Here is a 26,353-nt window from a genome sequence, read left to right as displayed (position 1 = left end):
TTGATATTCGTACAATTTCGACAAAATACTACTAAATACTATTCAACCCTTTACTTTCTAATTCGTACCATATGTGGTAGTCTTATCATGAAGAAAGTGTCTCTTTCTATATAGAGTAGAGTATTATTACTATATTCGTCCGCTAATACATAAAAAAAGAGTTGATCCTATGAGCAGTGAAAATAAATTAGATCAGGTTTACAACCGTATTATTGAGCAAGTAGCTGATAACATGAAATCTTATGGGTTTCCCGGTACAATCGGTCGTGTTTACGCTATTATTTATTTTGAAGGAAAGCCTTTGGACCTGGATACATTGTCCGAAAAAACAGGAATGAGCAAGACAAGGATGAGCCAGGTTTTACGAGAAATGGCTCAGATTAATTTAGCAGAGAAGGTTTTTATGAAAGGCTCCCGTAAGGACTTTTATGACATTGACAGAGACTATTATCAAAACTTTATATCCATGTTTACCTCCAATTTTAAAAGTGTCGTTAGTCGCAATAAGAACCTCGAGCGAAAAAATATAGCGGATTTAAAACAAATCATTGAGGACCCTAGCTCCAGTGAGGAAGAAAAAGAACGAGCAAAAGCGTTTATCAATGAAACGCAGAAATCAATCGAGTACTTTGACTGGATTGATCGTTTAGTGGAATTTTTTGATTCCCATGAAGTGTTTAAATATGTACCTAAAAAAGATTAGCTAGCCGATACCCATATAATGTGGGATCCGGCTAGCTTTTTTCTTTGTCTTAAATGAAGTCTCTTGGGATTGTTGTTTTCCACGTTTTATGAAAAACTTCCTCTTCCCCTTCATAAGCTGTCAACGTATTAGTCAAATAGAACGTTGTTTCGTCACTTGTCATTTCACTATCACTAACAAGTTTCGTTTGCCAATCGCCTCGCCCTACTTTTAATTCCCATTGACACTGAACCTTTGCCGATAATGGATCATTTTCTTTAATGGTGAATGTATTTTCATTTTTACTGCCATGCTCTATGCCGTTGTGTGGGAGCCTTCTTTCCCCTTCATCGGAAAAGTCTTCTAACTTCCATACACCGTTTATCAAATCATGTCTGACTTCACGAGTACGATTTTCTTCACGAAGGATTTCAATATCCATTACTGGTGCTGTTTCAGGTGGCCCAAACTTCCCACAGTCAGCATCTTCCGGTTGAGCCGTCCGAACTGGTAGTACAAGCTTCGTATCTTCACCAGCATGTACGGTAAGCGTAACTGGTTTTGCTGACGGCCATGCTTGCGGCCAAGAGGTTGGTGAAATAGCCACCTCTAGTTGATGTCCTTTTGGAATTTGTTGTCCCAATACATCTAAATCAACCGCTACTTTGTACTTTTCCCCTGGAACAAGGGCCTCCGGATGCTCATGAGAGTTGCGATGGGTTAAATTCAACATCCCCCAGCTAATCAAGGTAGATTCACCCGTCGGTGCCTTATCACATAAGCGAACGACTAATAAAGCATTTTCCTGGTCTGAAGACACTTCCGCATGGAAAACTGGTTGTCCTAACAAGTCAGTCGTTTCTTCGAGTGGGTCTGAAGTAAATACAACTGCTTTCCCATTTTCTAGCCTTTGATCGCCTGGCAAATCACCTGGTTGGCCGAATGGACAAAATACACCGGTGTAGAAACCGTGCTCTTGCACACTTGGGATTTGGAAAGCTTCTCCTCTTGCGCTTTTATCTGTAAGTTTGTCATTTGCTAGCCATAATGATTTCTCTTGAACGTTTGGGGAAGGCCAAGCAGAATCCCCAACCCATTTTCCTGGACGCTCCTTATACGTTACTTTCGGAAGTTCACTGTTTTGAATCCATGTCGTAAGTTTCGGTTCATCCATAATTCCCGTTTCAATTCCTTTTAGCCATTGGTCCCACCAACGTAAACATTCTTGTAGAAAACCGATTGCCGGGTCTGGAGTCGCTACTTCAGGATATTCATGAGCCCAAGGACCGATTAAACCTTTACTCTCTTTTGGCAAATGCTCGAGCAAACGGAAGACAGCATTTGTATAGCCATCCTGCCAGCCACTAACAGTAAATACAGGAATTTGAATATCGGAGTAATCCTCGCAAATAGAACCATGCTTCCAATAATCATCTCTACGTTGATGTCTCATCCACTCTTCTACTTGTGGTGGCGTATTCTCGAGACGATCGAGCCAATTTTCTTTCCAAGACGCTCCTACTACTTCTGGGTCTTGAGGTCGCGCATTGTACACAAACATAGTCGATGCCCACCAAAGCATATCGGATGCCATCACGGTTCCACCACGGTAATGAACATCATCCGCGTATCGGTCATCTGTCGAATCGATCGTTATTATTGTTTTTAGGGCAGGATGTTGTCTAGCAGCTACTTGAAGGCCATTAAATCCACCCCATGATTTCCCAATCATTCCGATTGCCCCTGTTGCCCATGGTTGCTTCACAATCCAATCAAAAATTTCTAACGCATCGTCTTGTTCTTGTTTTAAATACTCATCTTTCAAAATGCCATCAGAATCACCAGACCCACGGATATCGACACGAATGCTTGCATAACCATGTCCTGCAAAATAAGGATGTCTAGCCGAGTCACGAATGGCTGTAAAATCATTTTTTCGGTATGGAATGTATTCCAAAATGGCAGGTACAGGATTTTCTTCCGCATCTACAGGTAGCCAAATCGTTGCTGCCAGTTTTGCCCCATCTGACATAGGAATCCAAACGTGCTCTATTTTCTTTATTTCTATCGGGTATTCTGTTTTAACTCTTCTCTTTTCTGAATCCTTTATATTAAAAACCAAATTTCTCAACCTTTCTGTTTCTCACCGATGATCTATTAGTTTGGGACGTAATTTATTTCATTTTGCTTATCTGGCACTACTACTCTCCGCACCATTTCATAAACATAGGAAATCGTTTGTGAAGCTGCTTGTTCCTGCGTATAGTTCCTCCGCTGGTTTAAAACGGTATTCATCATACCTTTCCAGAGCATCAAGGTCATATCTGCTAATAGGTCTACATCCTTTTGTAAAATGAATCCCTCATCGACCGCTTTTTGCAGGTAAAGCATACTCCGTTTTGAGAAATTAAGCTCTAAGACGATAGGCTTAATCTCCTCAGGTAGCCCAATTAAATCTTCTTGATAAATTTCATAATAATCTTCCAATAATTCATCTACCGATCCACCAAGGTCATCCATAAAAATGATGGCGTATATTTCAGGTCTATTAAAGGAATGCTTACAAAAACATTCCCAGGAGTATAACCAACTATCAATCGTATTCGTGCCTTTTTTTAAATATAATGGTAGCTCACTAATGTAATCTGTCGTAAAACGCATTGCTGCAAAGAATTTCAAATGTGAAAGATCTTTAAAGTAATTGTAAGCAGTCGAGCTCGTGTAACCTGCTCGCTTTGCAATCTTTCTGATGGTTACTTGCTCAAGCCCTTCCTCTTCAATTACCTCCGTTGCAGCATCTAAAAAATAACGCCACATCCGTGCTCGTTGGATTTCTTTCCTTGCATTTTTCATCTTTCCAATTCCTTTCTAGTACAGATACAATTTTAGTGAACACATTCATTTAATGAACATGTTCATATTATCAGAAAATAAGAGAATGTCAAATTTTTATCGGGGTGATTGAACCATTGGCGTGTTGTAAATAAAAAAGAATCTAACTCGTTTTAATGAGTTAGATCCTTATAATCAAAGCTTATTTCGTACCATACAAACGATCTCCAGCATCACCTAAGCCGGGAACGATGTATCCTTTTTCGTTTAACTTTTCATCTAATGCTGCTAAGTAAATGTCCACATCAGGATGCTCTTCTTTTACAGCTTCTACCCCTTCAGGTGCTGCGCATAAGCACATTAGACGGATTTGTTTTGCTCCGCGTTTTTTAAGTGAGTTGATTGCTTCGTTTGCAGAGCCGCCTGTTGCTAACATCGGATCAATCACGATTAGTTCGCGCTCTTCGATGTCAGAAGGTAGTTTCACATAATATTCAACTGGCTTTAGGGTTTCTGGGTCACGGTACAAGCCAACATGTCCAACTTTTGCTGCTGGAATTAATTTCAGAATGCCATCTACCATTCCTAATCCTGCACGAAGAATCGGAATTAAGCCAAGCTTTTTACCTGCTAATACTTTGGAGTTCGCTGTCGCAACTGGTGTTTGAACGGAAACTTCTTGAAGAGGAAGATCTCTCGTGATTTCAAACGCCATTAATGTTGCTACTTCATCAACTAATTCACGAAATTCTTTCGTACCTGTTTTTTCGTCTCGAATGTATGTTAATTTGTGTTGAATTAGTGGGTGATCAAATACAAATACTTTTCCCATGTCCGAACTCTCCTTTTTATGTAAAGTTATATCCTTCAAATTGTACTGAAATACGACATTTGTTTCAACCTTTAAGCGGAAATCCATTTTAACTGGTTACAAAAGTCCATCAGTTGCTTATAATTCTTCCATATATCAACCGATTTTCAAATATATCAACCGATATAGAGATATATCAACCGTTATAGTTATTTTTCAACCAACATAGGATTTTATCAGCTAAGCCCCATTATTTTATCACTCTGACGATTATATATCACCTAAACGAGTCAATATATCACCTTAACTGGACGCCAAAAAGGTTGACTGAACGAAATTCAGCCAACCTTTTTTCTTATGCGTATAGTGGAAATTGAGAAGTAAGCTCTAATACACGTTGTTTTGCTTCTTCTAGTTTTGCTTCGTCTTCATGATTTTTAAGCGTGAAGGCGATTAAGGATGCAATTTCATCCATTTCTTCTAGACCGAAGCCACGTGTTGTCACAGCTGCTGTACCGATACGAATTCCACTTGTTACAAATGGGCTTTCTGGATCAAACGGGATCGTGTTTTTGTTTGTTGTGATGCCGACTTCATCTAAAGCTTTTTCTGCTACTTTACCTGTTAAACCTAATGGGCGTAAATCTAGTAATAATAGGTGATTATCTGTACCACCGGATACGATACGGATTCCTTCTTTATTTAAAGACTCACCTAGGCGTTTTGCATTTTCAATAATGTGCTTTGTATATGTTTTAAAGTCCTCAGATAGTGCTTCTTTAAATGCAACCGCTTTTGCAGCAATAATGTGCATTAAAGGTCCACCTTGCATACCCGGGAATACGGACTTATCTAGCTTTTTCGCGAACTCTTCTTTACATAGAACCATACCGCCACGAGGGCCGCGTAATGTTTTATGTGTTGTTGTCGTAACAAAATGTGCGTGAGGAACTGGATTTGGATGGAGACCTGTTGCGACTAAACCAGCAATGTGAGCCATATCCACCATTAAATAGGCGCCAACTTCATCTGCAATTTCACGGAATTTAGCGAAGTCGATAACTCTTGGATATGCGCTAGCCCCTGCTACGATTAGTTTTGGTTGAACTTCTTTTGCTTTTGCCAATACAGCGTCATAGTCGATTTGTTCATTTTCTTCGGTAACGCCGTATTCTACGAAATTGTATAATGTGCCACTGAAGTTAACTGGGCTACCGTGTGTTAAGTGGCCACCATGGCTTAAGTTCATTCCTAATACAGTATCGCCTGGCTCTAACACCGTAAAATATACGGCCATGTTAGCTTGTGCACCAGAATGGGGTTGTACGTTTGCGTGATCAGCACCGAATAATTGCTTCGCACGGTCGCGAGCTAAATCCTCTGCAACATCTACGTGTTCACAGCCACCATAGTAACGGCGATGTGGATAGCCTTCTGCGTATTTGTTTGTCATAACTGAACCTGCTGCTTCCATTACCGCTTCTGATACGAAGTTTTCGGATGCGATTAATTCAATTTTGTCCTGTTGGCGCTTTCTTTCATTTTCTATTGATTGAAAAATTTCTGGATCTGCATTTTTTAAATGTCCCATTATTTCTCCTCCTTATTTCCTCTTCACACGATGGATTGTTGATTCATTAACGTTCGATAATCCTGCAGTTGTAGCAATAACTAGTTTGTTTCCGCTAATAATTATAGCAGTTCTGGACCTACTAGTCTTTAGTCACATGTTTTTGCCGTAGGAGAATCTAGCTTGTACACCGCTCTTTCTCCACCAATCAGTTTCGGTCGTGTACGGGCAGCTGTCACATGGGCGGAACCGATATTTTTCTGTTTTAATCGGATTGGTACTGCGACATGTTTTATGTGCATTCCGATAAACGTATCCCCTATATCCATCCCGGCATGTGCTACGATATTCTCCACTAATACGGGGGTATTCATGTGACGATAGGCGTAAGCCGCCATGGAACCCCCTGCTCCTGGAATCGGAACTGCGGACACTTCACTTAAGTTATATACTTTCATCGTCTCTTTTTCAACCACTAATGCACGATTTAAATGTTCACAGCATTGAAAAGCGAGTTTTACTCCTACTGTATCTTGTAAAACCTTCAATTCCTCAAATAAAACTTGGGCAATTTCTTCATTCCCAGCTGTTCCTATTCGTTCACCGGCAACTTCGCTAGTAGAGCATCCGACAACAAAAATATGGTCACGCTCTAAAATGTCTAAGGAAATCCATTCCTCTACGATTTCTTGAACGTGCTTTTTTAATTCTGAAGTATTGATTCCCGTCAAGCTACCACACCTCTATTAGAAAAACGAAGCTTATCACCAAATGCCTGTTTTCCTTATTTTCTTTAAATGCACGAAAAGGAGAAGTTTTTAAGGCTTCTCCTCCATACTTTACTTGTTTTCGTACTCGGTAATTTTGCTTACGCGATTTTCGTGGCGGCCACCTTCATATTCTGATTCTAACCATGCTTTTGCAATTTCTCTAGCAAGGCCAGGGCCGATGACACGTTCACCCATCGCTATCACGTTTGAATTGTTATGGGCCCGGGTCATTTTTGCACTAAACACATCATGCACTAATGCACAGCGGATTCCTTTTACCTTGTTCGCTGCGATAGACATTCCAATTCCTGTTCCACAAATTAAAATGCCTAGATCAAATTCTCCAGATGCGACTCGCTCTGCTGCTGGAATACCGTAATCTGGATAATCGACAGATCCTTCGCAGTCACAACCCATATCTTCAAATTCAATGTTCATTTCTTTTAGCAATTCGCCAATTTCATTACGTAAATTTACACCACCGTGATCTGATGCAATGACTACCTTCACGTTATCGCTCCTTTCTGGAATGAATCACTTTTTATCAATGTTGAACTTATGAATTTGCTTTTTCAATTGTTGTGCTTGGCTTTCTAAATGAGAAGCCATTTGACTAATGTTTAAAATAGTAGCATTTTGCTGCTGGATCGAAGCACTTACTTCTTCTGTTCCTGCTGTTGTTTCTTCCGCAATAGCTGCAACTTCTTGTGATTGTCTCGAAGTATCTTCCATTGTTTTTAATTGTCTGTCCATTAAGTCAGAAATATGCGCGACTGCCTCTACTACGTCATTAACGGACGCAGATACTTTTTCAATCGCAACATTGGACTCTTCTCCTTTAGCCGCTTCATGACGAGCATATGCTACTTGTTGTTGAATGCGCTCGACGACTTGGTGAACGTCTGTTTGAATGTTCGTAATTAATCCAGATATACCGTGAACTGCCTTTGCACTTTCATCGGCAAGCTTTCTGACCTCTTCCGCAACGACTGCAAATCCTCGACCGTGTTCTCCTGCTCTTGCCGCTTCAATCGATGCATTTAAGGCTAAAAGGTTCGTTTGCTCCGCAATTTCGCCAACGAGGGAAATAATTTTTTCTACTTCCTTCGCATTTTGCTCTAAGCGTTCCACAGCCTCTAAAGATGTTTCTTGTTCTTTTGATATGTTTTGGACACTCTCTACTAGCTTTTGAATAATCCCTTTTGAATGGGTTAATGTCTCTAGCATTCCCTGTGAAAGCTGGTGGGAATGACTTGCTTTTTCTTGCACTTCACCTGCTAATCGTGTGGACTCTTCCATTGATTCTGCTGTATGTAAAATAGAGGAAGAAGAGCTCTCTGCACCTGAAGCAATTTCTCCAATCGTTTGACCGATAGTATTCGCTTGTTCTTCTGCATTAGCTGCCGCACTTTTAATCGTTTCGACGGAATCATTCGTTTGATCAAAGTTTTTCTCAATATTGGCAATAATATCACGCAAACTAGCAAGCATCGTATTAAAGGCAATCCCCAAAGCCCTAATTTCATCATCTGATTTCGATACTTCTACGTCGTTTGCAATATTTCCAAGTGCCGCTTCACGCGCAGCAATTTTCAGCTGTAACAACGGCTTTATAATAAAACCAGCTGCAAAATAAGCTAAAATACCAGACCAAATAACACCTAATGATAAAATGATAATCGTGTAAAGATGTTCGGAAAGACCTAAAAATTCTTGAAGTCTTTCATATAGTACATAAATGAACAGAGCACTTGTGCCATATGTAATGGCTGCCAATACAGTAGTGAAGACAACTAATTTTACTCGCAAACTAAAGCGGTGTTTGTCTTTCATTTGGATTCCCCCCAAGGAATATTTCTCATCTATCTTTATTGTCTAATTTTTCTATTAATAGTTCAATATGTTTTTCGAGTTCTTTCAATGTTTTTCGATAAATTTCTACGTCTCCACCGAAAGGATCATGAATATCCACATGATTTAGCTTACTTTCTAGCTCATCTATTTTTCGTAAATCCTCCTTTATTTGTTTTTCCATTTCTAGACGACCTGCCGCCTCACTCTGACTTTGTAAGTTGGCCCTTTTCTCTTCTAATGTTGCATATGCCTTTTTTAAATCGGTCCATACTCTTTGATGTTCTGCATCCACATATTCTTTTAAGGTATACACCTTGTCATCCACTTGTGGAAACTGCATGACAAGCGATTGTTTGTGGTTTGTCGTCATCGTTAAAATAAGGTCTGCCCAGTTAATTAAATCCTGGGTAACTGGCTGGGACTGGTGACGAAGCAAAATTCCTTTTTCTCTTAATGCTTCGGTGGTCCCTCTAGATGCTGGTTGTCCATGGCCAGCAAAAATTCCAGCTGAACGAGCTTTGATTTTATTTGTTTTATGTTTTACTAACGCCTCTGCCATTGGGCTTCGGCACGTGTTCCCCGTACATACAAATAAAATGTTTTTCATTTCAGGCCCTCCGCTTCATTATCCTATGGAAACTATATCATATAAGCTGAAAAAACAACAAAATGATGACATCTATATTCTCTCATAGAAAAAGGACTTTATGATGATTTTTTGATGCAATCATAAAGTCCTTTTCCTAATGTCTTTCATTCATTTTTCTGACTATAAAATTAGTTGTAAACCAAAGGCGCATAAAATACTTCCACCAATTAGTTCACTGTATGAGCCAAGTATACCGCTTACTTTTTTCGCTAATAAGAAGCCCAACCACGTTAAAATTGTACTTGCTAGACCGAACAGAAATAGGGCAACAATTGTATGAACTCCAGACATTCCTAAGCTTAAGCCAACCGAAAAACTATCTAGACTTACCGTAAAAGCAAAAATGAGCAATCCAAAGCCCCTTACTAAACTCGTGTCTTCTTCTTTGGAAAAGGAATTGATAAACATTTGAATTCCTAAAACAATAAGCAGAATTCCACCCATGAGGACAGCAAAGGATCCAAATTGCTTGGATAAAATGTTTCCAAGCAACATACCTATGAAAGGCATAATGACATGAAATAAACCAATTAATAAGCCAATCATTGCTATTCTTCGAAGACGTAGCCCTATCATCCCCATACCTAAGCTTACGGAAAAGGCATCCATCCCAAGGGCAATAGCCATTAATGAAAGGGTAAACCATTCCCCTAAAATATATGAGATCATCTAAACCCCCCTCGGACATGCTAAATCAAATATATGCATGTGAGACGGGCTTTAGAATCACGATTCCGTTATTAGTATTTTGGATGCCGCTTTTTCCAGACGATTCATCACTGCTACTCCGACACCATTTTTCGGCACAGCTTCTGCTAAAATAATATCCACATCTTCCTCATTAAAGGATCTTAATACGTCATAGATGCGGCGCGCGATATCTTTCACATCATTTTTCGAGCCATAGGACTTTGTAATCACACCTTTTAGTTCATGAATGCATTCTTCACTCCCCATGACGCCCACCTTTTTCCCCTCATGTTGAAGACTCTTAATTTGCTGTTCTATTTTTTTGGGGTCGCCGTTTATTACCCATAAAGGTGCATTAGGCGCATAATGGGTATATTTCATACCTGGCGATTTTGGTTTTTCCTCTTTATCTAAAAGTGCTGGGTCTACTAAAATAGTCCCTACTATTTCCTCCAGCTCCTCTTTCGTCACACCACCTGGGCGCAAAATAACCGGAATTTCCCCTGTGCAATCTACAACGGTTGACTCAAGACCAATTCCCGTTGGTCCCCCGTCCAAAATCCCAAAAATCCGACCTTCTAAATCATCCTTTACATGCTTTGCCGTTGTCGGGCTCGGTCTTCCCGATCGATTAGCACTCGGTGCAGCAACGGGAAGATTACATGCTTTTAAAAGAGCAATGGCAACAGGGTGATCCGGCATTCGAATCCCAACTGTGGATAAGCCAGCAGTCACATTATGGGCACAAGCTCCATTGCTTTCTAAAATAACCGTTAAGGCACCGGGAAAAAACTTGTCCATTAGCTTTTTCGCTACTTCCGGGATTTCGGTCGTTAACTCTTTTACTTGAGTTACATCTCCAATGTGGACAATTAGTGGATTGTCTGCAGGACGTCCTTTTGCCTGAAAAATCTTATCCACAGCCTCTTCACTTGTCGCATCAGCACCCAACCCATAAACCGTTTCAGTCGGGAATGCTACTGCTTCTTTATTTTTTAGCACCTCTGCAGCCTCTTTGATTGCAGGGTAGTTTTCATCTATATGAAGTTCGTTCACATTCCAATATTTCGTTTGCATATGTTTGTCGCACTCCTAATGGATTTCTTGTTCTATTATGGGGTTAAATATGTTCGATTAGCAAGTGTTGGTTGTTGACGTGTACTTTACCGTGTAAGAATGCAATTCAATATCCACATAAAAAAAGGAAATGATTGTTTGTCATTTCCTCTCTTAACGAAAGTTTCTTCACTTTTCCACATCTTACAAACAAGTTATTAACAAGGTTTATCCACAGGTGTGGATAAATGTATATGTAATCCCCACCATTTAGCTTCATCGTTTCTTTTCCCTACATTTATAGGTGAATAACTGTCATCCAGCTTTTCAAATCCCCAAGATTTAAATAACGTATCTGTGGATGAATTGTGGCTAAGTACAACGATTCGTTTAAATCGCTCTCTTTCTGCCTCTTTCTTCACCCAATCGATGGCTAGCATAATCATTGCTGGATTCATTTCTTCTTTAAAATAAAGGGTTCTTAATTGTGCTTCCGAGTTTCCACAAGGCACGAGGGCAAAAAATCCCTTTTTATCGTTATCCCACTCTATAAATCTTCCATATTGAAATAGATCCTGTTTACCTTTTTGATTCGGCCACTGTTCACCAAAGAAAGATTCAAGTGTTGCTAGATTTGTATCCCTAGCTTGTACTACTGTTAGCATCCTCTCACTCCTCTATTTCCTTTTCTATCACTACTCTATGAAATAGGAGGAGTCATTATGCTAAAAACTAGGCAAATAAACTTGTAATCCAGTCAAAAATTTTCACTAAGAAAAACTTCACTTCTGCTTTGTTTTCATTTGCCGCTAATTCCGTTTCTTCACCGTTTGTATCCGCATCTGCTACAGAAGTTCCATTTGAAAAATCCAGAAAACATAATGGCGGGAACAGCACGCACCACCAGTTATCACCTTTCCCATCGCCAAGAGTAATTAACACCGCTTCATAAACTCCTGCTGGGTATACGTTATCCCCATACACTTTAGATGGAAATTGTACATCACCAAACGTTACTTCATATGACTGGTCTATTTGATTTTCTTGTAAAACATCTTGAACAATTTCTTCTATGTTTGATAGACGACTTTCGATTACATCTCTTGCTCCATCTATATTTTGCAAAGTTTCTACCCATTTTGTAATTTCCTTATTCACTTCATCACGTATTTCACGCTTCACATCTTGGTCCGCGTCACTATTAGAATGAGCTAAAATACGCAAACGAATAGACTCATCTGGGATTACTTGAAAACTGTTAGTTGTTTGATCATTGCTACTATAACCTGTTAACGGATTAATAAATAATATAATGGCTACCACCGTAATAAAAACAAACTTTTTCACTTTATTTGCCCCCTCAACCTTGTATCTTGGTAACAGTATGGGCGCAAATCTATCATCTTAAACATGGAAGATTTAAATTTTTATAGGTTTATAGGATGGAGGGGGATTGGAATGTGAGTTTAATAGTATTTGAGGGACTGTTACTCTCACGGGGATTTAATTAAGGGATTTCGGGTGATAGTTCATTGAATTGATTGAAGGCTTTAGGTCCAGAATTGAAGATTGGCCGTATTTTAATGGAGGCTTACACTCTTGAATTAAAGGTTCATCGTATTTTATTGCAGACTTCTTCTCCTGAATTAAAGGTTCACCGTATTTTATTGCAGACTTCTTCTCCTGAATTAAAGGTTCACCGTATTTTATTGCAGACTTCTGCTCCCGAATTGAAGGTTCACCGTATTTTATTGCAGACTTCACCTTAGAATTGAAGGTTCACCGTATTTATCCGAAGGTTTCCACTCTATAAGTAAAAGTTTTAATTACCTAATCCACTAACTTATTAACAGTTTGATTACATTCATTGAGTCACAGCATAAAACTTATACACAACTATATAAAAAGCTGGCTCACTATTGGAGCCAGCTGTAAACCATTCGGTCTTTTCCATTAATGTCTTGTACAATTTGGGGATTACTTTGTGGAAAACCGGATTGGATTATTTTTTGGACTGCTTCACCTTGTTGATAACCGATTTCGAATGCTAGGAGGGATTTATTTTTAACTACGCTCGGTAGTTGTTGCAAGATTATTCGGTATGCGTCAAGTCCATCGTCCCCGGCATATAAAGCTTGATCTGGATCATAATTTTTCACGGTATCGTCTAGCGTATCCTTATCATTTATCGAAATATATGGTGGATTGGATACCACTATGTCTGCTTTTATGCCCTTTTCTATAAACGGCTCTAAAAAGTTGCCTTGGAAAAATTCCACATCTGCATCTAGCTTCACTGCATTATGTTTGGCTACTGCAAGCGCATCTTCAGAAATATCCACAGCTTTTACACACAGCATTGGATTTTCCTTTTTCAATGTAATACTTATAGCACCAGAACCTGCACCTAGATCCAAAACAGTTAGCTGCTTTCCACTATATTCACGGTCAATTTCTCGCAAAACGAGCTGGACTAATTCTTCCGTTTCAGGACGTGGTATTAGAACATGTTCGTTTACCGTAAAATGACGGCCGTAAAATTCCTCATGGCCAATTAAATGTTGGACTGGGATTCCTTGTTCGGCATGAGCACGAACTTGTTCCATAAGGAGTTCCTGAATCTCTACTGGAAAAGTATCTTTTGAAGAGGCTAACAAATTAGCACGTGACATGTCCAAATGGTGCATCAGGAGTAAATCGGCTACCCCTTCTTCCCTATTATGTTGTTTTAAAAAAAGAGAAGCCCAACGTCGGGCTTCCCATATTGTCGTAAATCGTTCCATCTTACTCACCGATTTCATCTAGTCGTTGTGTTTGTTCTTCAATAATTAGTGCTTCGGTTACTTCATTTAGCTTACCTTCCAAAATTTGATCTAACTTTTGGATCGTTAAGCCGATGCGGTGATCCGTCACACGGTTTTGTGGGAAGTTGTACGTACGAATACGCTCCGAACGGTCACCAGTACCTACAGCAGACTTTCTCGTTTGATCAATTTCTGCTTGTGCTTCTTGTTGGAATTTTTCATATATACGAGCACGAAGAACCTTCATTGCTTTTTCTTTGTTTTTGATTTGGGATTTTTCATCCTGACAGGATACTACTGTACCAGTTGGAACGTGTGTTAGACGTACTGCAGACATAGTAGTGTTAACACTTTGGCCACCAGGTCCACTTGATGCAAACGTGTCTACACGTATATCTTTTTCATGAATATCTACTTCCACTTCTTCCGCTTCAGGAAGAGCTGCAACGGTTGCTGTCGATGTATGGATTCGGCCGCCAGATTCTGTTTCTGGTACACGTTGTACTCGGTGTGCGCCATTTTCAAATTTCAGCTTTGAATAAGCGCCTTTTCCGTTCACCATAAAGATAATTTCCTTATAGCCACCTACATCTGCTTCATGATATTCAATGACGTCTGTTTTCCAGCCTTGCGCTTCCGCATAGCGGCTATACATACGATAAAGGTCACCAGCAAATAGAGCTGCTTCGTCTCCGCCTGCTGCGCCACGGATTTCCATAATAACACTTTTGTCGTCATTCGGATCTTTCGGGATAAGTAGAATCTTCAATGTGCTTTCCAATTCTTCTTTTTCTTCCGAAAGCTCGGATATTTCCTCTTTTACCATGCTGTACATGTCATCATCAAGGTTATCCTCTAACATTGCTTTCGCATCTTCTAATTGGGATTTCACATCTTTGTACTGACGATACTTTTCTACTATTTCCTGTAAATCCGACTGCTCTTTGGAGTAATCCCGCAGTTTCTTCGTATCGTTGATAACATCCGGATCACTTAACATTTCATTTAACTTATCATAACGATCCTCAATGGATTGTAGTTTATCTAACATATTTACGTCCACCTCTTCTTTTTCCTAAGCATACTAATTATAGTATTGGCAGTAATAGGCGTCAAAAATCAAAAAAGCAATGTTTTACAACGAAGATTATTCTTGGTAAGTTTTGTTTTATGCTAGTTTGTCATTCTACTTATTCTCGACAACTCTAATCTATAGTTTACGCTTGTTGTACCTTTTTTGTTATTCTTGGACGGTTTGGAACTTCATGGTGATGTCGGCATCTAGGTTCATAAGATTCCGAAGCTCCTACTAAAATAATCGGATCATCATAAGATGCTGGTTTTTCATTGATTAATCTTTGGGTTCTACTTGCAGGTGAGCCACAAACTGGACAAATGGCATTTAATTTCGTGACCGACTCACTTAAGGCCATTAGTTTAGGTACTGACCCAAATGGTTCTCCTCTAAAATCTAGATCAAGTCCAGCTACGACAACGCGATGTCCTTGGTCTGCAAGGTCTTGGCAAACCTCTGCAATGTTTTCATCAAAAAATTGCACCTCATCAATTCCGATTACATCTACTTCCTCATCTATGTAATCGTAAATATCAATGGAATTGGCTACTGGTCTTGCAATTACAGATGTCCCATTATGAGAAACAACCGCATCCTCTGCATAACGATTATCTATAACTGGTTTAAACACTCGTACAGTTAAGTTCGCGTATGTTGCACGTCGCACACGGCGAATTAATTCCTCAGACTTTCCGGAAAACATGCTTCCACAAATGACTTCTACCCAACCATTCTGCTTCATTACATGCACTGGTGGACCTCCCCTTTCCATCAAAACAACCTTATCGTTTTTTACATTTTATCTATAGTAATTACAACCAACCTATTGGAAGGCCATCTTCTATTATATCGTCAAGTTTATGTTTATTTCTATCCTAAAAGAGAATAAAAAAACAGGCAAAATAAAAGCAAATTTGCCTGTTTTTTCTAACAGATTGTTCTTGTACAGAACGTTCTTAGTTCATATTATATTTTTTCTTAAAGCGATCAACACGGCCACCGACTTTATCAGCTCTTTGTGTACCAGTGTAGAACGGATGAGATTCGGAGCTGATCTCAACACGGATTAAAGGATACGTGTTGCCATCTTCCCACTCAATTGTTTCATCAGAATATTTCGTTGAACCGCTCAAAAATTTGAAATCTGAACTAGTGTCAAGAAATACTACTTTTCTGTATTCCGGATGAATTTCTGGTTTCATGCTTTTCCACTCCTTTTTGCCCTGATTCCTTAGGAAACAGAGTTAATGTCGAAAACCGTTCAAAAAACGGTTGATTTATGCTTACTCTAAAAACTCACATAGAAAGATTATAACAAGCTAAATTTTATTTTGCAACTGCTTTTTTGGGGTCTGACCCCCGGCACTTTAACGCAATAGCGCAACGGGGGTCAGACCCCAATGTGTTATCTTCTACCAGGTTTTCCCTTCATTTCCTGATCCATCAATTGGAAAAATTCATCATTGTTTTTCGACGCTTTTAATCTTCTTAAGAAGCGTTCCACAAAATCAGGGGAGTCATTCATTGTTTTATGAATAGCCCACATTTTATCAATATGTGTTTTCGGTAATAGAAGCTCTTCTTTTCTTGTACCAGAGCGTGGAATATCGATAGCTGGGAATATTCGACGTTGTGCTAGACCACGATCTAGGTGAAGCTCCATGTTACCCGTACCTTTAAATTCCTCGTAAATAACATCATCCATACGAGAGCCTGTGTCCACAAGGGCTGTTGCTAAAATCGTGACACTTCCGCCCTCTTCAATGTTTCTTGCTGCACCAAAGAATCTTTTCGGACGATGGAATGCAGCAGGGTCAATACCACCAGAAAGCGTTCTTCCACTTGGAGGAATAACTAAGTTATAAGCACGTGCAAGTCGTGTGATACTATCCATTAAAATAATAACGTCACGCTTGTGCTCCACTAGACGCATTGCACGCTCCAGGACGAGTTCTGCTACCTTAATATGATTTTCTGGTACTTCATCGAAAGTGGAACTAACGACATCTACGTCTTCATGTACAGAACGTTCAATGTCTGTTACTTCTTCCGGTCTTTCGTCTACTAGCAAAATAATAAGCTTAGCATCTGGATGATTAACTGAAACGCTGTTGGCAATTTCCTTTAGGAGCATTGTTTTACCTGCTTTAGGTGGGGCAACGATCAACCCACGTTGTCCAAAACCAACAGGCGCCATTAAATCAATAATCCTTGTAGAGAGCTTATGGGACTCTGTTTCAAGCTTCATTAAACGATCAGGATATAGCGGCGTTAAAGCTGGGAAGTGAACACGTTCCTTCGCTGTTTCTGGATCCTCACCATTTACTGCATCTACATGTAAAAGTCCATAATATCTTTCATTTTCCTTTGGTGGTCTTACTTTACCAGATACTTTATCCCCGTTACGCAAATCAAATCGGCGAATTTGCGATGCAGATATGTAAATATCCTCGGCACTAGGTGAATAGTTGATTGGTCGTAAAAAACCAAAACCTTCAGAAGGGATTACTTCTAAAATTCCATCCATGAATAAATAGCCATCTTTTTCTGCTTGTGATTTTAAAATGGCAAAAATTAATTCTCTTTTTGTTAATTTACTATAATACGATACTTTGTACTCGCGTGCTTTTGCATATAGTTCTTTTAAATTCATTGACTCAAGTTGTCCAATTGTCACAGAAGACACAATATCACCACTCTTATTCTTTTCATTTACTATATAACATTATGAAACCATTAAAATATTTACTAGGATTAGCTATCACCTATAGCACCTAGAGTTTAATACCTTTAGGGATAAATCAAATTCTAATGAAATTTTCTAGAACTGATATTAGAAAAACTTGGCTTGTCGCCAGGTCCTTATGGCAAAAACCTTGGTTTTTCTTATACTTTAATCCTTTAACAAAGTTAAACTTTCTTAAAGTACAAAAAGGAATTAGAAATTTTTCAGGAGATGTCCTTGAAGTAAAGCTTTTGAAGGCATGAATAAAAAGGGGGTTGGTCCTTTCTATTAAGCATTATCATTTTAACCCTATTTACTAAATTTATTCAATACTATTTTTTAAATACCTCTCACTATACCACTAATCATATAGAGGACTATGCTGGATCTTCTTTTTGAGGATAGTAGAAGATAGTTCAGATAGTCTGAAAGGGCAGTTCAATTTCTGCCCTTTGTCGGACCACCTTGTTGTTTAATCTTCTTTCATAACTAAATTAGGCTTCTTTTTCAGGCTATGGTTTCCATCGATAAAACGAACCGTACCTGATTTTGCACGCATCACGACTGTTTGTGTTGTTCCTTTATTTCCTTTAAACTGTACACCGCGTAAAAGTTCACCATCTGTTACCCCAGTGGCAGCAAAAATTGCATCATCCCCACCACATAGGTCATCCATCATTAATACTTTATTTAAATCAGTAATTCCCATTTTGTAGCAGCGCTCTTCTTCTTCTTTGTTTTGTGGCACAAGCTTTCCTTGGATTTCTCCGCCTAAACATTTTAGTCCAACAGCAGCTAGAACTCCTTCAGGTGCACCACCAATACCGAATAAAATATCAACGCCAGTATGATCAAACGCTGTATTAATAGCAGCCGCTACATCACCATCTGGAATAAGCTTGATTCTTGCTCCAGCATCACGGATTTCTTGGATGATTTTTTCATGACGCTCACGATGTAAAACGGTAGCAACAACATCCTCTACACCTTTACCTTTTGCTTTTGCCACTGCTTTTAAGTTGTCTGTTACAGAAGCATTAATATCAATTTTACCTACTGCCTCTGGACCAACTGCAATCTTATCCATGTACATATCTGGAGCATGAAGCATTTTTCCGTGGTCTGCAATAGCTAAAACAGCTAGTGCGTTCCACGTTCCAAGTGCTACGATGTTTGTCCCTTCAAGCGGGTCAACAGCCACATCTACTCGTGGACCATATCCATTTCCTAAGCGTTCGCCGATATATAGCATTGGAGCTTCATCCATTTCCCCTTCTCCAATAACGACAGTCCCTTTCATCGGGATCGTATCAAAGACATTACGCATCGCAGTTGTAGCTGCATCGTCTGCTTCCTCTTTTTTTCCGCGGCCCATCCATCTTGCTGATGCTAATGCAGCAGCTTCTGTCACGCGGACTAGTTCCATTGTAAGACTTCTTTCCATGGTACTTCCTCCCCTTTATCCCTCAAATTCCTACTCATATCCATGGAACATTCCAAGCTCTTACTCTTACCTTCTTAAGAATTTTGGAATTGCTCTGCTTCCTCTTCTGTCATTTTTTCACGCCATACTTTTGCGCCTAATTGAATAAGCTTATCTGTTAAATCTTCATACCCTCTATCTATGTGTTCTAATCCAGCAATTTCCGTTACACCTTCAGCCATTAGTCCAGCCGCTATTAATGCCGCACCTGCACGCAAATCACTTGCTCGCACTTTGGCACCCTCTAGTTTAACAGGCCCACCGATAACAGCTGAACTTCCCTCGACTTTAATGTCAGCATTCATTCTCCGAAGCTCGTCGATATGCTTAAACCTAGCAGAGTAAATTGTATCTGTTACGATTCCTGTACCTTCCGCCTGTGTTAACAGCGCTGTAAATGGCTGCTGTAAATCTGTTGGAAAACCTGGATAAACAAGTGTTTTTATATCAACACTTTTCAGTTTACGATTCCCTCTAATAATTAGTTGGTCATCGTCCACATCAATATTTACTCCCATTTCGCGGAGCTTCGCGATAAGCGACTCCAAATGCGTTGGGATTACGTTGTCAATAATAACTTCTTCACCTGTTGCCGCTGCAATAATCGTATACGTTCCTGCTTCTATACGGTCTGGAATGATTGTATGCTGGCATCCAGAAAGGTTTTCTACCCCTTCAATACGAATAACGTCTGTACCCGCACCTTTAATTTTTGCTCCCATACTAGTAAGTAAAGTTGCTACGTCTATAATTTCTGGCTCTTTTGCCGCATTTTCAATAATCGTTTTCCCTGTTGCTTTTACAGCAGCTAGCATAATATTAATCGTTGCACCTACACTCACAACATCTAAATAAATTCTAGCTCCTTTTAATTCGTCCGCACGTAAATAAACAGCACCCTGTTCATTCGTTACTTTCGCACCAAGAGCTTCAAAGCCTTTAATATGTTGATCAATAGGTCTAGGCCCTAAGTTACATCCGCCTGGCAAGCCGATTACTGCTTTTTTGAAGCGCCCTAGCATTGCACCCATAAAATAATAGGATGCTCTAAGTTTCTTCACTTTCCCATTCGGCAGAGGCATTGATATCATCGAAGAAGGATCAACGGTAATATCACGGCCAGATTGTTCGACCTTTCCGCCGATTTCTTCTAATAAATTTTTCAAAATAGTGATGTCAGAAATATTCGGTAGGCCTTCTATCGTAACTGGAGAATTTGCTAATATCGTTGCCGGAATTAAAGCAACGGCACTATTTTTAGCCCCACTTATACGAACTTGCCCTCGAAGCGTTCTGCCACCTTCAACTAATAATTTCTCCATCTGTAAAACTCTCCTCTAATTGATGCACCAAATGTTGTTTGATTTTTTGCTTTGAAACAGTACTCCTAGACGCAAGAGTACAAGAGCTTCTTCAAAAGGAAGCTTCTTTTCCATTAGTATTTACAATCATGTAAAATTCATGCCTATTTTTGGTTATTCCAATCCGCCATAAACTTCTCAATTCCTTGATCGGTTAATGGGTGTTTCACTAAACTTTTCAACACGTTTAGGGGTACGGTTGCGATGTGAGCCCCATTTAGAGCAGCATCTGTTACGTGCAATGGATGACGAACAGAGGCAGCAATTATTTCTGTATCTATTTGGTGAATGTTAAAAATTTCTGCTATTTGAGCTACTAAAGCCATCCCATCATGACCGATGTCATCCAGGCGCCCTAAAAATGGAGAAACGTATGTTGCACCCGCACGTGCTGCAAGGAGAGCTTGATTTGCGGAGAAGATTAACGTTACGTTTGTTTTTATATTTTTTGCGCTTAGTTGTTTAACTGCCTTCAATCCTTCTAAAGTCATTGGAACTTTAATGGTGATATTTGGGGCAATTGCTGCTAATTCATCAGCCTCTTTTAACATGCCTTCCGCATCTTCAGAAATTACTTCTGCACTAACAGAACCGGAAACCTCTGCCGTTATTTCTTTTAAACGATCATGGAAAGAAATATTCTCTTTCGCAACAAGACTTGGGTTAGTCGTTACACCTGCTAAAATACCAAGTGCATTCGCTTCACGTATTTCTTCAATATTCGCCGTATCAATAAAAAATTTCACTTATAACACCCCTCCATTTTTAATTTCGTAAAAGTACATGAAAAGGAAACCGTCAAATATGACGGCTTCCTTGTAGTGACTTAAGCTCTGTTGGAAGAACCAAATTCACGCATTTTGCCAATAACAGTTTGTTTAATAGCTTCTGTACCAGGACCTAAATATTTACGTGGATCATAAAGATCTGGTTTAGCATTTAAAGCTTCACGAACTGCTTTTGTTTGAGAAATTTGGTTTTCTGTATTTACGTTTACTTTTGCTGTTCCTAAAGAAATAGCTCTTTGGATATCTTTCGTTGGAATCCCTGTACCACCGTGTAATACAAGTGGAACATTCGTTATGTTAAATACTTCTTCCATACGATCGAATCCTAGGTTAGGTTCCCCTTTATAAGGACCATGAACAGAACCTAATGCTGGAGCAAAGCAATCTACGTTTGTTTCTTCAATTAGTTGTTTACACTCTGCTGGAATTGCATATGCTGCTTCTGCATCATCTACAATTAAATCATCCTCTTGACCACCAATACGACCTAATTCCGCTTCAACAGAAACGCCGTGAATGTGAGCAAGCTCAACCACTTTCTTTGTAAGTGCGATGTTCTCCTCTAATGGGTAGTGAGAACCATCAATCATAACAGAAGTGAATCCTGCATGAATCGCTTCCGCACATTTTTCAAAGCTAGAACCGTGGTCAAGGTGAATAGCCACAGGTACAGTTGTTCCATATTCAATCATTAAAGATTCAACAATTGCAACAGCCACTCCAAATCCACCCATATAACGAGCAGCACCTTCGGAAACCCCTAAAATAACAGGTGAATTTTCTTCTTCGGCTGCTTGAAGAATCGCTTGCGCATATTCTAGATTGTTCATATTAAATTGTCCTACTGCATAACCGCTCTCTTTTGCATCTTCTAGCATTTCTTTCATGGATACTAATGGCATGAAGAAATCCTCCTTTAGTTAAAGTGAAACTAAAACAGCGGGGTTGTTTGCCTCACTGTGTAGTTATTTAAACTATCTGGGTGTACATCCCACTGTTCCCCTAAATGTTGGAGGGTCTTCGGGAGTTGGCACCAGGATATAAAAATGTCCTTTATGATTTTGGACATTCGTTAGTTTATGTAATCTTCATTACTTTTATAGCATACCAAGTCCAACCTTGTCGTGCAACAAATCGTTATGCGATAATATGTATTTTTTACAAATAGGTAGATAATAATTTATGTATATCTGTTATATCGAACGGTTTTGCTAATATATGCTTAATGTTTTTTGTCTCAGACTTACCTTCCATCTCTTCCACGGATAAACCACTCATTAAAATAACTGGGGCCTCAATGGCAAGCTCTTTTTCTAATTTTGTAGCAAACTCAAGTCCATCCATTAATGGCATTTTATAATCCACAAAATATAAACTCGGCTTTTCTTTTTCACAAACTTTTAAGGCTTCCATACACGTTTCAAAATCCCTGACTTTAAAACCCTGACTTTCAATAACTTCCTTTAACAATAAACGAATCCCAATCTGATCATCGACGATAAAAACTGTTTTCTGTTCCATATGCAACAACACCCTTCACTGATTAATTTTCTTCGGCAAAACATACTATGTTTTAAACCAACTGCTGTATTCATTCTTTAGGACTTTCTTTGCATAACAGGACGCTAATTATTAGGAAGGAAAAGGGATAGAAAAATTATGGTGATCTTTTTCAGTTCGATGCTTTAACCTAACATTTTTCTGCCTAAATCTTCACTAATGAAAAAGGTTCATTTTTCTGGGGTTTTACCATTATTCTTACAAATTTCTATAAAAGGTTTAATTTTCCTCCTTTTTCCTCCTTTTTTCTTATTCCTGATGTGCATTCATTTTTGCTCCAACCCAATTTTATGCTACTCTTATTTTGTTAAAGCACAGTTATAGGAGGGACTTTATGCTTCAAATGTTAGCGACTCAACTTATAGGAGAATTCAATAAAATTAAAGAAAATGAATGGCAGCATATTGAGGATGTGTCACGCACATTGTCGAATACCATTATTGGTGATGGGAATATATATTGGTACGGAAACAAAGAAATGAAAGGGCTATTAGCTGAAATTGTTGAGGGAGCCGAACCTTTTCCAGATTCAAAAGCGTATGACCCTAACGAAACCGACCTTTCTGAATTGGACAGGCTGGTAATTGCTACTCGCTTTTCCGATGATACAGAAATATTACCGTACATAAAAAAAGCACAAGCTACAGGAGCAGAAGTAATCGTACTATGTGCCGTAAAATCTACGGAAGATGAAATTATTCAACAAGCTAACTTTTATGTGGATACAAAACTAACAGAATCCCTTATCCCAATGGATAATGGAAGAATTGGATTCCCAAGTCTCCTAACCATGTTATTTGTTTACTACGGGATTTACTTAACAACACAGGATATTTTGTCCGATTTCGAAGGACCACTACCTACGATGATGTAGCATTTGGTTTGAAATCAAAAAGCAAGCTGGCGAATATGCACCAGCTTGCTTTTTATTTACTTTTTATTATTAATCGATTCTTTTACAAAGTCACGGAACAATGGTTGTGGCTTTGTTGGTCTAGATTTAAATTCAGGATGGAACTGACTAGCAACAAACCATGGATGATCTTTTAGTTCGATAATTTCTACTAAACGGCCATCTGGGCTTGTTCCAGAGAATAAAAATCCGTTGTTTTCCATTTGTTGACGGAACTGATTGTTAAATTCATAACGGTGACGATGACGTTCGTACACAATTTCATCATCATAAGCAGCTCTTGCTTTTGTTCCTTCGTTCAACTTACATGGATATACACCTAAACGCAACGTTCCACCTAAATCAGCAATATCCTTTTGTTCCGGTAGTAAATCAATAATTGGATATGGCGTATTAGGGTCTATTTCAGAAGAATGTGCCCCTTCTAATCCTAGAACGTTACGAGCAAATTCCACCGAAGCTAATTGCATTCCTAGACAAATACCAAGGAACGGAATTTTGTTTTCACGGGCAAATTTCGTTGTCGCAATCTTACCTTCAATACCACGGTCACCAAATCCACCAGGAACTAGAATACCATCAGCTTGACCCAGAAGCTCTTGTACGTTTTCAGCATTTACTTCTTCTGAATTAACCCAAGAAATTTCTACATCCGCATCGTATTGGAAACCAGCGTGTTTAAGAGACTCTACTACAGAAATGTAAGCATCTTGTAGCTCTACATACTTTCCGACTAACGCAATGTTTACTTTTTTCGTTAGATTTTTAACCTTTGTAACAAGTTCGTTCCATTCCGTCATATCCGCTTCACTACATGTTAAACCGAAGTGGTCACACGTAATTTGATCCAAGCCTTGTTCCTTTAAATAAAGAGGAACTTCATATAGGGTATCGGCATCTCGGGCTTCAATTACTGCATTTTTATTAATATCGCAGAATAGGGCAATTTTCTCTTTCATTTCTTCACTTACTGTATTTTCTGTACGTAACACAATCACATCTGGTTGAATACCTAGTGAACGAAGCTCTTTAACAGAGTGCTGGGTAGGCTTTGTTTTCATTTCTCCAGCAGCTTTAATGTATGGAATAAGTGTACAATGAATGTACATCACATTTTCTTTTCCTATGTCACTTTTAATTTGGCGGATTGCCTCTAGGAATGGTAAAGATTCAATATCCCCAACTGTTCCCCCAATTTCCGTAATGACTACATCTGCATTTGTTTCTTTTCCAGCACGGAAAACGCGGTCTTTAATCTCATTTGTAATGTGAGGGATGACCTGAACCGTACCACCTAAGTATTCACCGCGACGTTCTTTACGAATGACAGAAGAATAAATTTTACCAGTCGTTACGTTACTATATTTGTTTAAATTAATGTCAATAAAACGCTCATAATGGCCTAAATCTAAATCTGTTTCTGCACCGTCTTCTGTTACGAAAACTTCACCGTGCTGATAAGGACTCATCGTTCCTGGGTCTACGTTAATGTACGGGTCAAACTTTTGAATCGTTACGCTCAAGCCGCGATTTTTTAATAATCTACCTAAAGATGCTGCTGTGATCCCTTTTCCTAAGGAAGATACTACTCCACCTGTTACAAAAATATAATTTGTCATGTTTCAACCTCTCTTCTGAAAAATTTTAGACTTTCGCGACTTCCTATGTTTGCACGGCATTTGGATTTAAATCCAAATGCTACATTTGTCACACGTCTAGCGATAAATGGTTCCTTATATTTGAAGTCATACCCTGACTTAAGGACTAAGTATTATTAAGGAAAACGATAAAGAAAGTTCATTAAACAGTTTCCGTTTATTACTCCACTAATATTCCTAACTTTCTACCTACTGCCTATTCAACTATGTAAATAGAAGAAGGAAGAAAAGAAAAACGGTCGCTTTCTTCTACATTTTCTTTATCTAAAAAACATAAAAAGCGCCCCCGATTAATCGGGAACGCTTTTACTCTACGTTCATAAAGAGCCCAAATAAAATTCTATCCATTTAGCTCTTTAAAGTCAAGCTTATTTATCTTCTTCCTCTTCAAAATCTTCATCTAGGTCGTTGTCATCATCATCACTATCAAAATCTGTATCATCATCAGAGTCGTCATCAGAATCATAATCGAAATCGTCATCTAAATCATCATCTGATTCATCGTCATCATCATCGAATGAGTCATCATCGTCTAGATCATCTTCTTCTAAATCTTCTTCAAGATCATCTAAATCGTCTTCCACGTCGTAATCGTCGAAGTCTTCTTCTTCTTTTTTAGCAGCCTTTTTCTTCTTTTTACGGACTGGTGCCAAGTCTTCTTCTACTTGGTCAACTGGATACCAGCGTCTTAATCCCCAGACATTTGAGCCAACTGTCATGAACCGTCCATCAACATTCAAGTCCGTATAGAACGAAGCAATGTTTTCTTTTTTTTGTTCTGCAGTAAACCCTTTTGCTTTTGCTACAAGATTATAGAGCTCTTTAAAGTCCAGTGCCTTTTTTTCTTCCAACAAAATCTCGATAGCCACTTCCAACATTGATAGTTCTACGAGATCTTCTTGGGTGTATTTTTCCAAGCTCACGCACAGCACTCCCTTTTCTATCATTTACTATATTTAATCAACAAATTAATGTATGTACTCATGTTGTTAACACCTTTTTACCATACCATACATTATATACAAAATAATAGCATTTAATCCAGACTTATAATATATAGAAAACTTAGTGA

Annotated in this window: 27 protein-coding genes; 3 read left to right on the top strand and 24 right to left on the bottom strand. The window is 38.9% G+C overall.

Annotated features, from left to right (window positions below; all coding sequences use genetic code 11):
• Positions 1 to 169 precede the first annotated feature (169 nt).
• Entirely contained in the window at positions 170 to 703 is a 534-nt protein-coding gene (locus HNQ94_RS11785) for a GbsR/MarR family transcriptional regulator (RefSeq protein WP_174496519.1), read from the top strand.
• Between the two features lie 49 nt (positions 704 to 752).
• Here HNQ94_RS11785 and HNQ94_RS11780 read toward each other — a convergent pair whose 3' ends face one another.
• From HNQ94_RS11780 to spoIIR, 12 genes are all read right to left on the bottom strand, one after another.
• Positions 753 to 2,804, bottom strand: coding sequence for a CocE/NonD family hydrolase (locus HNQ94_RS11780; protein ID WP_174496520.1), 2,052 nt, complete (start codon positions 2,802 to 2,804; stop codon positions 753 to 755).
• Positions 2,805 to 2,839: 35 nt separating this feature from the next.
• Positions 2,840 to 3,535: a TetR/AcrR family transcriptional regulator gene (locus HNQ94_RS11775; protein ID WP_174496521.1), complete on the bottom strand. Its 696-nt coding sequence runs from the start codon at positions 3,533 to 3,535 to the stop codon at positions 2,840 to 2,842.
• Between the two features lie 181 nt (positions 3,536 to 3,716).
• Positions 3,717 to 4,346: a uracil phosphoribosyltransferase gene (gene upp / locus HNQ94_RS11770; protein ID WP_174496522.1), complete on the bottom strand. Its 630-nt coding sequence runs from the start codon at positions 4,344 to 4,346 to the stop codon at positions 3,717 to 3,719.
• Between the two features lie 334 nt (positions 4,347 to 4,680).
• Positions 4,681 to 5,916 carry a serine hydroxymethyltransferase gene (gene glyA / locus HNQ94_RS11765; RefSeq protein ID WP_174496523.1) on the bottom strand — a complete coding sequence of 412 codons (1,236 nt, stop codon included), beginning with the start codon at positions 5,914 to 5,916 and terminating at the stop codon, positions 4,681 to 4,683.
• A 128-nt stretch (positions 5,917 to 6,044) separates the two neighbouring features.
• A complete protein-coding gene (locus HNQ94_RS11760; protein WP_174496699.1) occupies positions 6,045 to 6,617 on the bottom strand; it encodes a TIGR01440 family protein in 573 nt (190 codons plus the stop codon).
• Between the two features lie 117 nt (positions 6,618 to 6,734).
• Complete coding sequence (gene rpiB / locus HNQ94_RS11755; RefSeq protein WP_174496524.1) at positions 6,735 to 7,175, bottom strand: ribose 5-phosphate isomerase B; 441 nt, start codon at positions 7,173 to 7,175, stop codon at positions 6,735 to 6,737.
• A gap of 24 nt (positions 7,176 to 7,199) precedes the next feature.
• Complete coding sequence (locus tag HNQ94_RS11750; protein ID WP_174496525.1) at positions 7,200 to 8,498, bottom strand: methyl-accepting chemotaxis protein; 1,299 nt, start codon at positions 8,496 to 8,498, stop codon at positions 7,200 to 7,202.
• Between the two features lie 25 nt (positions 8,499 to 8,523).
• A complete protein-coding gene (locus HNQ94_RS11745) occupies positions 8,524 to 9,126 on the bottom strand; it encodes a low molecular weight protein arginine phosphatase (protein ID WP_174496526.1) in 603 nt (200 codons plus the stop codon).
• A 162-nt stretch (positions 9,127 to 9,288) separates the two neighbouring features.
• A complete protein-coding gene (locus HNQ94_RS11740; protein ID WP_174496700.1) occupies positions 9,289 to 9,834 on the bottom strand; it encodes a manganese efflux pump MntP in 546 nt (181 codons plus the stop codon).
• Positions 9,835 to 9,894: 60 nt separating this feature from the next.
• Entirely contained in the window at positions 9,895 to 10,935 is a 1,041-nt protein-coding gene (locus tag HNQ94_RS11735) for an L-threonylcarbamoyladenylate synthase (RefSeq protein WP_174496527.1), read from the bottom strand.
• A gap of 197 nt (positions 10,936 to 11,132) precedes the next feature.
• Positions 11,133 to 11,579, bottom strand: coding sequence for a hypothetical protein (locus HNQ94_RS11730; RefSeq protein WP_174496528.1), 447 nt, complete (start codon positions 11,577 to 11,579; stop codon positions 11,133 to 11,135).
• Between the two features lie 67 nt (positions 11,580 to 11,646).
• The gene (spoIIR, locus tag HNQ94_RS11725) at positions 11,647 to 12,261 is read right to left on the bottom strand and encodes a stage II sporulation protein R (RefSeq protein ID WP_174496529.1); all 615 of its coding nucleotides are present in this window, start codon (positions 12,259 to 12,261) and stop codon (positions 11,647 to 11,649) included.
• A 215-nt stretch (positions 12,262 to 12,476) separates the two neighbouring features.
• Here spoIIR and HNQ94_RS11720 point away from each other — a divergent pair, with 215 nt between their 5' ends.
• Positions 12,477 to 12,683: a hypothetical protein gene (locus tag HNQ94_RS11720; RefSeq protein ID WP_174496530.1), complete on the top strand. Its 207-nt coding sequence runs from the start codon at positions 12,477 to 12,479 to the stop codon at positions 12,681 to 12,683.
• Between the two features lie 147 nt (positions 12,684 to 12,830).
• Here the strand turns inward: HNQ94_RS11720 and prmC are convergent, their stop codons facing one another.
• The 10 genes from prmC to HNQ94_RS11670 form a co-directional block, all read right to left on the bottom strand.
• Positions 12,831 to 13,697: a peptide chain release factor N(5)-glutamine methyltransferase gene (gene prmC, locus HNQ94_RS11715; protein ID WP_246200021.1), complete on the bottom strand. Its 867-nt coding sequence runs from the start codon at positions 13,695 to 13,697 to the stop codon at positions 12,831 to 12,833.
• Position 13,698: 1 nt separating this feature from the next.
• Positions 13,699 to 14,769, bottom strand: a complete 1,071-nt coding sequence (gene prfA / locus HNQ94_RS11710; protein ID WP_174496532.1) for a peptide chain release factor 1 — start codon at positions 14,767 to 14,769, stop codon at positions 13,699 to 13,701.
• Positions 14,770 to 14,935: 166 nt separating this feature from the next.
• A complete protein-coding gene (locus tag HNQ94_RS11705; protein ID WP_174496533.1) occupies positions 14,936 to 15,544 on the bottom strand; it encodes a thymidine kinase in 609 nt (202 codons plus the stop codon).
• A 205-nt stretch (positions 15,545 to 15,749) separates the two neighbouring features.
• Complete coding sequence (locus tag HNQ94_RS11700; protein ID WP_174496534.1) at positions 15,750 to 15,995, bottom strand: type B 50S ribosomal protein L31; 246 nt, start codon at positions 15,993 to 15,995, stop codon at positions 15,750 to 15,752.
• 203 nt (positions 15,996 to 16,198) lie between these two features.
• Positions 16,199 to 17,479, bottom strand: coding sequence for a transcription termination factor Rho (gene rho / locus HNQ94_RS11695; protein ID WP_174496535.1), 1,281 nt, complete (start codon positions 17,477 to 17,479; stop codon positions 16,199 to 16,201).
• 511 nt (positions 17,480 to 17,990) lie between these two features.
• A complete protein-coding gene (glpX, locus tag HNQ94_RS11690; protein ID WP_174496536.1) occupies positions 17,991 to 18,962 on the bottom strand; it encodes a class II fructose-bisphosphatase in 972 nt (323 codons plus the stop codon).
• Positions 18,963 to 19,036: 74 nt separating this feature from the next.
• A complete protein-coding gene (murA, locus tag HNQ94_RS11685) occupies positions 19,037 to 20,323 on the bottom strand; it encodes a UDP-N-acetylglucosamine 1-carboxyvinyltransferase (protein WP_174496537.1) in 1,287 nt (428 codons plus the stop codon).
• A 143-nt stretch (positions 20,324 to 20,466) separates the two neighbouring features.
• Complete coding sequence (gene fsa, locus HNQ94_RS11680) at positions 20,467 to 21,108, bottom strand: fructose-6-phosphate aldolase (protein ID WP_174496538.1); 642 nt, start codon at positions 21,106 to 21,108, stop codon at positions 20,467 to 20,469.
• A gap of 80 nt (positions 21,109 to 21,188) precedes the next feature.
• Positions 21,189 to 22,052: a class II fructose-1,6-bisphosphate aldolase gene (gene fba, locus HNQ94_RS11675; RefSeq protein ID WP_174496539.1), complete on the bottom strand. Its 864-nt coding sequence runs from the start codon at positions 22,050 to 22,052 to the stop codon at positions 21,189 to 21,191.
• A 256-nt stretch (positions 22,053 to 22,308) separates the two neighbouring features.
• Entirely contained in the window at positions 22,309 to 22,671 is a 363-nt protein-coding gene (locus HNQ94_RS11670) for a response regulator (protein ID WP_174496540.1), read from the bottom strand.
• 373 nt (positions 22,672 to 23,044) lie between these two features.
• Between HNQ94_RS11670 and HNQ94_RS11665 the strand changes: the two genes are divergently transcribed.
• Entirely contained in the window at positions 23,045 to 23,584 is a 540-nt protein-coding gene (locus HNQ94_RS11665) for a DUF2529 family protein (protein WP_174496541.1), read from the top strand.
• Between the two features lie 56 nt (positions 23,585 to 23,640).
• On the opposite strand, the gene pyrG is transcribed toward HNQ94_RS11665, so the two are convergent.
• Together pyrG and rpoE are read right to left on the bottom strand one after the other, a co-directional pair.
• Positions 23,641 to 25,242, bottom strand: a complete 1,602-nt coding sequence (gene pyrG, locus HNQ94_RS11660; RefSeq protein WP_174496542.1) for a CTP synthase — start codon at positions 25,240 to 25,242, stop codon at positions 23,641 to 23,643.
• A gap of 407 nt (positions 25,243 to 25,649) precedes the next feature.
• Complete coding sequence (rpoE, locus tag HNQ94_RS11655) at positions 25,650 to 26,204, bottom strand: DNA-directed RNA polymerase subunit delta (RefSeq protein ID WP_174496543.1); 555 nt, start codon at positions 26,202 to 26,204, stop codon at positions 25,650 to 25,652.
• Positions 26,205 to 26,353: the final 149 nt, after the last annotated feature.

Source organism: Salirhabdus euzebyi (genome assembly GCF_014207435.1).
In the GTDB taxonomy this organism is placed as follows: Bacteria; Bacillota; Bacilli; order Bacillales; family Alkalibacillaceae; genus Salirhabdus; species Salirhabdus euzebyi.
The sequence above is the reverse complement of the archived record's forward strand: the minus strand, read 5'-3'. Positions and strand labels throughout refer to the sequence as shown.